The organism is Tritonibacter sp. SIMBA_163, assembly GCF_046535935.1.
In the GTDB taxonomy this organism is placed as follows: domain Bacteria; phylum Pseudomonadota; class Alphaproteobacteria; order Rhodobacterales; family Rhodobacteraceae; genus Epibacterium; species Epibacterium scottomollicae.
This window is the reverse complement of the sequence record NZ_JAWJBP010001384.1, coordinates 1-234: the sequence shown is the minus strand read 5'-3', so window position 1 is coordinate 234 and position 234 is coordinate 1. Positions and strand designations below refer to the sequence as shown.

The following is a 234-nucleotide window of genomic DNA, read 5'->3' as shown; positions in this document are numbered from 1 at the left end:
CCGCCCGATCCCCAGCTTCGCCGCGATGGCGTCCGCCGTCATTCCCCCGGCCTTCAACCGCAGTACATCTTCCGCTTTCGCCCGCGCAGTCGGCGCTCGCCCCTTGTATTTGCCCTCGGCTTTGGCCTTCGCGATCCCCTCGCGCTGCCGTTCCAGCATCAACTCCCGTTCAAACTCCGCAATCGACCCCAGCAAATTCAGCATCAGCTTGCCGGTCGGCGTGGCGGTGTCGAG

The 234-nt window shown here is 65.4% G+C and carries 1 protein-coding gene; it reads right to left on the bottom strand.

Annotation, left to right across the window (positions count from 1 at the left end):
- A partial coding sequence (locus tag R0J92_RS26830; RefSeq protein WP_411053925.1) for a recombinase family protein occupies window positions 1-234 on the bottom strand: 234 nt, incomplete at both ends.